Genomic DNA, 6706 nt, shown 5'->3' with positions numbered 1-6706 from the left:
AAATTTCGACCTAACTCAGTCAAGGTCAGTGTCTTACATTCAATCAGTGCCTTAGAGGCCAGCATCAAGCTGTTTAATCGTTTTAGGTGAAGTTCTGGGCAGTATTGGTGTAAAGAATGTTGTAGGATATTGGCTTCGCGCATCTTGTTGTCCAAGTGTAGTTTTTGGCGAAACCATTTGATCATGCAACAAGATGCGCTTCCACCCTAATTTGATGATTTATTTGTAAATCATCAGGGGATTCTTCAGGGTTTGGCCTCTATACTGATAATTGCTGATATGATGCAGTGCCACGCTTGGTCTTTTTAGCAAAGGGTGTGCACTGACAAGAACCTAAGATCTGGTGACTGGTATTCATTTTCTGTGTCTGTGTATAAGGGCGCTTTGAGAGTTCAGAGTAAGTCAACATTAAGCAGTAACAAGGCGTTGATTGGCAACTATATGATTGATGTGATTATTCCACAACCACAGCAAGACAGTTGGTTAGGTGACTTAAACTTAGTCGCAGAGATGTCTGCATGCCATGGGCTTATCTTCGCCCGTAATGACTCGGGTCAATTGAGCCTATTGTTACAATCGATGGCCGCCGCGGATGAGGATATTGCATCGATACTCGCTCAACTTAATGCCCACCATGGTTTTAAGCTCCAACAAACCGCCACCCCACATAGTAAAGTCGCGGATATCTCCCACACTCAGCCTGTCGATCAACCGAGTGTCTTCCATAGTCATCAAGTTATGGTCTCTAATGCCAAAACGCAGCTCTCGCCGCAGTTAGTGGCTAGGCCCTTAGTGACAGACACTTCATTGGATCCGTTTTGGCAACCCTATTGCCGTTTAGGCAGCCTGATTTGCTTGCCGATCCTATGGCCATCGGGGGCCAGTTTTGGCGCCCTGTGTTTGTACCATAGTGCGCCACATCATTTAACGGATAAGTCACTGCAACTTGCCCAGCTTAACGTCAACAGTATTCAGCTCAGTTTAACGGAAATCCTACGTCAACATAGGGCCGATGAAGCATTGGCCCGCGGCGAGCAGAGCAAGTTACAAGTGCTCGATTTACAAACCTTTATCGATAGCTTTGAGGAGCATATTTGGGTCAAGAATATCGATGGGGTTTACACTATCTGTAATTTGAGTGTGGAAAAAGCCTGGGAAATGCCGCGCAGTGACATTGTGGGCAAAACAGATGTTGAATTATTCGGTAAAGATATTGCTGATATTTTCCTCGATGGTGACAGGCTGGCCATTGAAACGGGCACCCCTATTATCGTTGCCGAATGTTTAGATGGTGGTGAGCAGGCAAAACACCTCTGGTTAGAAACCCTAAAAATGCCCGCCTTCACCGCAGAGGGTCAGTTAGCGGGCGTGATTGGCATGACGCGCAATATCTCTAAACATAAGGAAGTAGAAGAGCAACTTACACTCGCAACGAATGTATTTAAAAACTCGGTAGAAGGTGTCGTCGTGACCGATAGGCACGGCAATATCACCGATGTGAATGGTGCCTTTTACGAAATAACGGGTTACTCCCGTGAGGAATTGCTTGGGCAAAACCCACGGCTGTACAATTCGGATCGCCATGATAAAGCGTTTTTCGATGCCATGTGGAATGCCCTGTTAGAGACTGGTAAGTGGAGCGGCGAGATCTGGAATCGCCGTAAGAATGGCACTATCTTCCCGCAAAATATCACTATCAGCACTATCTACGACGATGTGGGTGATATTCGTTATTTTGTGGCGGTGTTTTCAGATATTTCTGCACAAAAGCAGAGTGAAGCCCAGCTTGCCCATTTAGCCTATTTCGATCCCCTGACGCATTTGCCGAATCGAATGAAGTTAATGATGCAGTTAAAACAAGAGGTGAGGCACGCTAAGCGCCTGAATGCACAACTTGCGACTGTGATTATCGATGTCGACTTGTTTAAGCACATTAACGACAGTTTTGGCCATAGCATAGGTGATGAGATGCTGGTGGAGTTAGCGAAGCGACTGCGTAGCAAAGTGCGTGATCAGGATGTGCTGTCGCGTATTGGCGGTGATGAGTTTGTCGCATTGATCTCTGGCATCCAAAATGATGAGGATGCCACCCATGCCATCAATCAATTACGCCAGGTTTTTGAGCAACCTTTTGTGGTGAGCACAGGTGATCACTTAAGGTTGACCGCGAGTATGGGCGTTTCACTCTACCCGAATGATGGAGCCGATGCCGACACCCTATTGCGCAATGCGGATGCGGCCATGTATCGGGCAAAGAATGAGGGTCGCAATGATTTTGCCTTCTACACTGAATCTTTGACCAAACAATCCCTCGAGCATTTAAAGCTACAGAACGCCCTCTATGGTGCCATTGCCCAGGACGCTTTGTATTTGATGTACCAGCCAAAACTGGATTTATCAACCCGTAAAACCGTGGGGTTTGAGGCGCTGCTGCGCTGGAATGATCCGCAATTAGGGCAAATATCACCGGCGGTGTTTATTCCCGTAGCCGAAAAGGTTGGCCTTATTCACGATATCGGCCTGTGGGTGCTTGAAACGGCCTGCCGCCAAGGTGTTACTTGGCTTGCCGAAGGCCGCCATTTTGGGCGCATCGCCGTGAACGTCGCGGGCCAGCAATTACAACGCAGCACTTTTGTTGAAGATGTAAAACGGGTATTAGAGAAAACAGGCTTGCCTGCTAAACACTTAGAATTAGAAGTCACTGAAAGCGTGATGATGCAAAATCCTGATCTGGCTATCCGAGATTTAAAGCGGCTTGGGGAGCTGGGCATTGAATTGTCAGTGGATGATTTTGGTACAGGCTATTCATCACTGAACTATCTGAATAAGTTGCCGATCCATAAGCTTAAAATCGATCAATCCTTTGTGCGTGATCTTCCCTTCGATACCAATAATACTGCCATTGCGAAGGCTGTGATTGCCCTTGGCCACGCCCTAAAATTAGAGATCATTGCCGAAGGGGTTGAAACCGAGGAGCAGGCGGATTTTCTAAGACAAAATCTGTGCGATCAAGCCCAGGGCTATCTCTTTAGTCGGCCCCAGTTACCGAGTGCACTAGAGGCATTTTTCGTCAGTCCTGAGTGATTGCCATGCTATGCGGCTCGACCTTGCGGCTAGTCGCACCTTGGCCAGTCTGTTAACATTGGCCCATTATGATTTGTGGTGATTTCCAATGTCTTTCAGCTCCCTTTCTTTGCATTCCCAATTAGTGAACACCTTAGCCGAACTCGGCTATCAGCAACCGACACCTATCCAAGTTGAGGCTATTCCTGTGATTTTGGCAAAACAAGATCTGATGGCGGGTGCACAAACGGGGACGGGAAAGACGGCCGCATTTGCCTTACCGATTTTGCATGGACTGATGGCGGCCCCTTTAGCGAAGGACGCTCCAAGGTATATACGTGCCTTAGTGTTGGTCCCTACGCGGGAGCTTGCGGTTCAAGTTCAGCAAAGCTTTGTTAAATATGCGAAAGGTACCGATATTCGGATTGGGATCGCCTATGGTGGTGTGAGTATCGATGCACAGGTCGAGGTGTTTAAGGCGGGAATCGATGTACTTATTGCGACACCTGGGCGTTTGCTCGACCATCTACGTCAAGGCGCGCTCAATCTTAACCAATTGAATGTGTTGGTGTTTGATGAGGCCGACCGCATGCTCGATATGGGCTTTATGGATGAAATAAAGGCGGTACTCAAACAAGTGCCAGCGGAGCGACAAACCCTCTTGTTTTCCGCCACCTTAGACGATGCTATTTTCACTTTGAGTAAAAGTTTGCTGCGTGAGCCTAAATGGATTGAAGTGGCGAAACGCAATACCACGGCCGCGCAGGTGGAGCAGCGGGTTTATGCTATAGATAGCGACCGTAAAACTGAATTCGTAAGTCATTTAATTCGCAGTCAAAATTGGCATCAAGTGCTTATTTTTAGCCGCACTAAACAGGGCGTGGATAAACTCGCCTTGCAACTCAATAAACTCGACATTGCCACCCAAGCATTCCACGGCGATTTGTCCCAGGGGGCGCGGGAAAAAGTACTACAGGATTTTAAACAGGGCAAAATCCAAGTGCTAGTGGCGACCGATGTGGCGGCAAGGGGGCTGGATATTGTTGAATTACAATATGTCATCAACTTTGAACTACCTTTTATTGCCGAAGATTATATTCATCGTATCGGTCGCACAGGTCGAGCGGGTAATGCAGGTCTAGCCATTACCCTATTTAGTCAAGAGGATGCCTTATTGCTCGAAGAAGTCGAGGCAGTGCTTGATAAGCGCCTGCCCCAGCAATGGTATCCAGGTTTTGAACCCGATTTTAATAAAATGGCCCCAGAGCCCAGACGCAACAGTAAAGCCGCCCAAAAACAGCGCGCTAAAAAACGCGCCCTCGGCGGTAAAAAGCGTTAAGCATAGGTCAATTTTAGCCAAGAGGACAAAGCCTTAAGTTGTTAGGATTTTAGCGTTTGCCGGGTCGTCTCGCCAATCACCTTGGCTCACCTTTTAGCATTAACGTAACCTGCAGGCTTTAAGAGAATACCTAGCACGATTTGGGGCGTGCGACGTGAAGTCGTATGAAGCGCTGTTCACCGCTTAACGAGTGAACCATCTGTATCACCAGATGAACCTAGGAGCCTGAATAAAGTAGCGGCTCTGACAATGTAACGAAGATTGGTCTTTGACCAATCGGGATATGAACTGCGAGGGGATGATCCTCCTGATAACCACAAATCGGGTGAGTGCTAGGTAGTCAGTATGATGAATGTAAGTGAATCCGCGTAAGGTGCGTCATGCGATGAAACAGCGGAAGTGGTTAACACGCTGTAGCCAAAAGGCACGAGAGTCGGAAAGAGATTGTCCCATGCTCTTTCGTGATCATTGTACTCTCCGCACCATAGCGGGCATCTACCCTGACATTGCGTAACATACGGAACACGGTAAGCCTGTATCGCTCCCTCTGGGAAAGCCAATATAGCCGATAGTGATGCAGGTATAGGAGGTCGGAAAAAGCAAAGGCTGCGTTGTAATGATGCAGATACAGACAACTGTCTGGCACGAAAGTGAGCCCACTTCCGACKGGTCTCCCGTTGCGAGAGAATTYGAAGGACTTTATCCAAGGAGAAACGCAAATGATGATTTCAAAAGAGATTAGTGCCTCTCCTGACAGTGCTCAATGGCAGTCAATCGACTGGAAATCCGTAGAGTCGCATGTATTAAAGCTTCAGATGCGTATCGCAAAGGCAACAAAAGAAGGTGAGCACGGCAAGGTAAAAGCCYTGCAATGGTTACTGACGCACTCGCGCTCAGCAAAACTCCTTGCTGTTAAACGAGTGTCGAAAAACAAAGGCAGTAAAACRCCWGGAATAGACGGCATCATCTGGAACACAGATGCACGCCGCATGAAAGCCGTCAATCAATTGAGCAGAAAGGCATACATAGCTAAGCCGCTCAAGCGTATTTACATCCCAAAAAAGAATGGCAAGCTTCGACCGCTGGGTATCCCGTGCATGATAGACAGAGCGCAACAAGCACTCCACCTTCTTGCACTCGAGCCCGTGTCAGAAACACTTGCCGACCCTAACAGCTATGGATTTAGACCAAACCGCAGTACTGCTGACGCTGTCGATCAGTGCTTTAAGTGTTTGGCTCAAAAGAAATCAGCCCAATGGGTACTCGAAGGTGATATCAAAGCCTGTTTTGACAAGATCGGTCATCAATGGCTTCTTGATAACATCGCCGTAGATAAGCGGATGTTGGAGCAATGGTTAAAGTCTGGTTTTATGGATAAAGGGCTGTTTTATCGTACTGACGAGGGCACGCCACAAGGAGGAGTTATATCCCCCTCCTTGATGTTAATGACTCTTGCAGGTCTTGAGCAGCACATAAAATCCACCGCCCTCAAAAAGGGGACTAGAGCCAACTTTATTGGGTACGCCGACGATTTCGTCGTCACTTGTGCTTCAAAGGAAGTGCTGGAGAACGATATCAAACCGTTGATTACTGACTTCTTAGCAGAAAGAGGCTTAACACTATCCGAAGAGAAAACGCATATCACTCACATCAACGATGGCTTTGACTTCTTAGGTTTTAACCATAGGAAGTACAAAGGAAAACTGCTCATTAAACCGAGTAAATCCAATACGTTGATGTTCTTAAGTCATCTGCGAGGACTCATCAAAAAGCACGTAACCCTACCCGTGAACGATCTTATCAAACTGATAAATCCGAAACTTAGGGGATGGTCGAATTACTATCGACACTGCGTCGCGAAACAGGTGTTCGGATATGTAAGCCACAAGCTATTCCATGCGTTATGGCACTGGGCCAAAAGGCGTCATCCAACCAAATCAAAAACTTGGATAGCCCTTAAATACTTCGTCAATCGAAAAGGCCAGTGGCAATTTCACGGTTGGCAGAAGTTCTTGGGTATGGATTGCCAGTTCAATCTCTTCCAAATAGCCAAAGTGCCTATCGAGAGACATGTGAAAATCCGAAGTTCTGCAACGCCATTTGACCCTCAATACCAAGAATACTTGGTGAAGAGAAAGTCCAAAAGGCTAGCTCGCAACTCTTGGAACGAACCTGCTCTGACTGCTTTATAAGTTGCTGGGTATCAAACGATGCTTTTGTGGAGGCTTGAGCCGTATGCAGTGAAAGTTGCACGTACGGTTCTTAGGGAGACGGCACTTGGTAACAAGTGTCGTCCACCCGACA

Annotated in this window: 3 protein-coding genes and 1 pseudogene; 3 read left to right on the top strand and 1 reads right to left on the bottom strand. The window is 47.3% G+C overall.

Annotated features, from left to right (window positions below):
- Positions 1-143, bottom strand: a pseudogene (locus L5M17_RS22640) (IS4 family transposase); the annotation flags it as partial.
- Between the two features lie 298 nt (positions 144-441).
- Between L5M17_RS22640 and L5M17_RS22635 the strand changes: the two are divergent.
- The 3 genes from L5M17_RS22635 (at position 442) to ltrA (ending at position 6594) form a co-directional block, all read left to right on the top strand.
- A complete protein-coding gene (locus L5M17_RS22635) occupies positions 442-3084 on the top strand; it encodes a bifunctional diguanylate cyclase/phosphodiesterase (protein ID WP_263149267.1) in 2643 nt (880 codons plus the stop codon).
- 88 nt (positions 3085-3172) lie between these two features.
- Positions 3173-4402 (top strand): DEAD/DEAH box helicase, encoded by a 1230-nt coding sequence (locus tag L5M17_RS22630; RefSeq protein ID WP_263149265.1) that lies wholly within the window; start codon positions 3173-3175, stop codon positions 4400-4402.
- Between the two features lie 719 nt (positions 4403-5121).
- Entirely contained in the window at positions 5122-6594 is a 1473-nt protein-coding gene (gene ltrA / locus L5M17_RS22625; RefSeq protein WP_259574740.1) for a group II intron reverse transcriptase/maturase, read from the top strand.
- The last annotated feature ends 112 nt before the right edge of the window (positions 6595-6706 follow it).

Source organism: Shewanella sp. SW24 (assembly GCF_025653395.1).
Taxonomy (GTDB): domain Bacteria; phylum Pseudomonadota; class Gammaproteobacteria; order Enterobacterales; family Shewanellaceae; genus Shewanella; species Shewanella oncorhynchi.
This window is presented reverse-complemented; position numbering and strand designations above follow the sequence as displayed.